Origin of the sequence: Streptomyces katrae, assembly GCF_000966975.1 — a bacterium.
Classification (GTDB): domain Bacteria; phylum Actinomycetota; class Actinomycetes; order Streptomycetales; family Streptomycetaceae; genus Streptomyces; species Streptomyces katrae.
Genome location: NZ_JZWV01000457.1, coordinates 1 through 2,373 on the forward strand (window position 1 = coordinate 1; position 2,373 = coordinate 2,373).

Genomic DNA, 2,373 nt, shown 5'->3' on the forward strand with positions numbered 1-2,373 from the left:
GCCGGGGAGGCGGGTCGCCGACTCCGCCAGGACCGCCGGGACGTCCGCCTTGGCGTGGAAGGCCCGCGTCAGCAGCAGGGGCAGGGCCACGACCTCACGTACGCCCGAGAGGTACAGGGAGGCCAGGGCCTGGGAGACGGTCGGGCCGTTGAAGTCGAGGAAGGCCGTCTCCACCCGCAGCCCCGGCCGCAGCGACCGGGCCCGCCCGACGAGGGCGTGCACGGTCGCCGCGTGCCGCGGATCGCGGCTGCCGTGGGCCATGACCAGGAGTGCGCGGGACATCGGGGGCTCAGCTCTTGACCAGCAGGCCGCGGCTGCGCAGCACCCAGCGCTCGACCGGGCTGAAGATCAGCAGGTCGATGGCGATGCCCACGACCAGGATCAGGACGATCGCGAGGAACACGCCCGGCAGGTCGATGTTGTTGCGGCCGTTCTCCAGGAGCTGGCCCAGTCCCAGACCGAGGTCGGGGGAGCTGGCGATGATCTCGGCGGCCATCAGGGAGCGCCAGGAGAAGGCCCAGCCCTGCTTGAGGCCGGCGACGTAGCCCGGCAGGGCGGCCGGCAGGACGACGTGCCAGGCGCCGCGCAGGCCGGTGGCGCCCAGGGTGCGGCCCGCCCGCAGGAACAGCGGCGGGATCTGGTCGATGCCGGAGACGAGGCCGTTGGCGATGGACGGGACGGCGCCCAGCAGGATCACCGTGTACATCATGGCGTCGTTGAGGCCGAACCAGAGCACCGCCGGCGGCACCCAGGCGACCGAGGGCAGAGACTGCAGGCCCTGGAGGATCGGGCCGATCGCGGCGCGGACGAACTTGACCCGCGCGACGAGCAGGCCGAGCGGCGTGCCGATGGCGAGGGCCAGCAGGAAGCCGAGCAGGCCCCGGGAGACCGAGGTCCAGACGACTTCGAGGAGCGTGCCCTTCAGCCACATGTCGGTCAGGCTGTCCCACACGGCGGACAGCGCGGGCAGCTTGGTCTCGTCGGTGACCTTCGCCGAGACGAGGACCTGCCAGACCACCAGCACCAGGCCGACGGCCAGGACCGGGGGCAGGACCTTCTTGGTGAGGACCTCGCGCACCGGGGTGCGGTGGGTCTGGACCGCGTCGAGGGCGTCCAGGCCGGCTTCCAGGCCGGCCAGGTCGTCGGTCTTCGCCGTGGCCTTCGGGGTGGTGTCAGTGCTGGCCATGGCGGCGGATCTCCCCACGCAGGTGTTCAGTGATCTCAAGCGACAGTTCCGCGACGTCCGCGTCCTCGATGCGACGCGGCTGCGGGATGTCGACGGTCCATTCCTTGGCGACCCGGCCGGGGCGGGAGGAGAGGAGGACGACGCGCTGGGCGAGGCGGACGGCCTCGCGGACGTTGTGCGTGACGAAGAGGACCGAAAGCCCGGTCTCCTGCCAGATGCGGGTCAGTTCGCCGTGCAGGACGTCACGCGTGATGGCGTCCAGGGCCGCGAAGGGCTCGTCCATCAGCAGCAGGCGGCTGTCCTGGGCGAGGGCCCGGGCGAGGGCGACGCGCTGGCGCATACCGCCGGAGAGCTCGTGGACCCGCTTGCCGTAGGCGCCCCCGAGGCGGACCAGCTCCAGCAGGCGCTCGGCCTCCGGCCTGCGGTCGGCCTTGGCCACCCCGCGCAGCCGCAGCGCCAGTTCGATGTTCTTCCCGGCCGTCAGCCAGGGGAACAGCGCGTGCTCCTGGAACATCAGCGCCGGACGGCCGCCGGGGGTCTCGATCGACCCGGCGGACGGCTTGTCCAGACCCGCGACCAGGTTCAGCAGGGTGGACTTGCCGCAGCCCGACGCCCCCAGGAGGGTGACGAACTCTCCGGGAGCGACATCGAGGCTGATGTCGTCCAGGACGAGCTGCGATCCGGCCGGGCCGGAGAAGGACTTCGAGACGTGCTCGATACGGGCGGCGTGCGTCTGCTCCGCTACCGAGCCCTCGGCAGCCTTGGCGAGCGTGGTGGCCATGGTCGTCACCTCCTGGGGTTGCTGGACTACGGGATTACTTGGCGCCGAGGCCGGCGTCGGAGACCGCGGGCTTGCCGGCCGCCTTGAGGACCTTGTTCAGGAGCGTCAGGTCGTAGATGCCGGCCAGGTCGGGCTTCTCCAGGAGCTTGGCCTTGACCGCCCACTCGGACTGCGTCTTCAGCGTCGCGGCCAGCGGGTCGTCGGTGACCGAGATGCTCGGCCACGCCGGGTCGATGACCTTCGGGTCCAGCCCCTTGCCCGTGTCGGCGAGGAGCCGGGCGTTCGCGGAGGCCTTGGCCTTGTCCTGGTTCGAGTGGATCCACTCGTTGGTCTTCACCGTGCCGCGCAGCACGGCCTCGACGACGTCCGCGTGCTCCTTGAGGAACTTCTGGGACACGATGACGTT

3 protein-coding genes and 1 pseudogene are annotated in these 2,373 nt (G+C 71.3%); all 4 read right to left on the bottom strand.

Features of this window, described 5'->3' with window-relative positions:
• Positions 1-282 (bottom strand): sirohydrochlorin chelatase (locus tag VR44_RS17220; RefSeq protein WP_045948398.1); only part of this gene is annotated, 282 nt, incomplete at its 3' end.
• 7 nt (positions 283-289) lie between these two features.
• A complete protein-coding gene (locus tag VR44_RS17225; protein ID WP_045948399.1) occupies positions 290-1,186 on the bottom strand; it encodes an ABC transporter permease in 897 nt (298 codons plus the stop codon).
• Positions 1,173-1,967 (bottom strand): ABC transporter ATP-binding protein, encoded by a 795-nt coding sequence (locus VR44_RS17230; RefSeq protein WP_045948400.1) that lies wholly within the window; start codon positions 1,965-1,967, stop codon positions 1,173-1,175. The genes VR44_RS17225 and VR44_RS17230 overlap by 14 nt, the downstream gene beginning before the upstream one ends.
• Positions 1,968-2,001: 34 nt before the next feature.
• Positions 2,002-2,373: pseudogene (locus VR44_RS17235) on the bottom strand (sulfate ABC transporter substrate-binding protein); the annotation flags it as partial.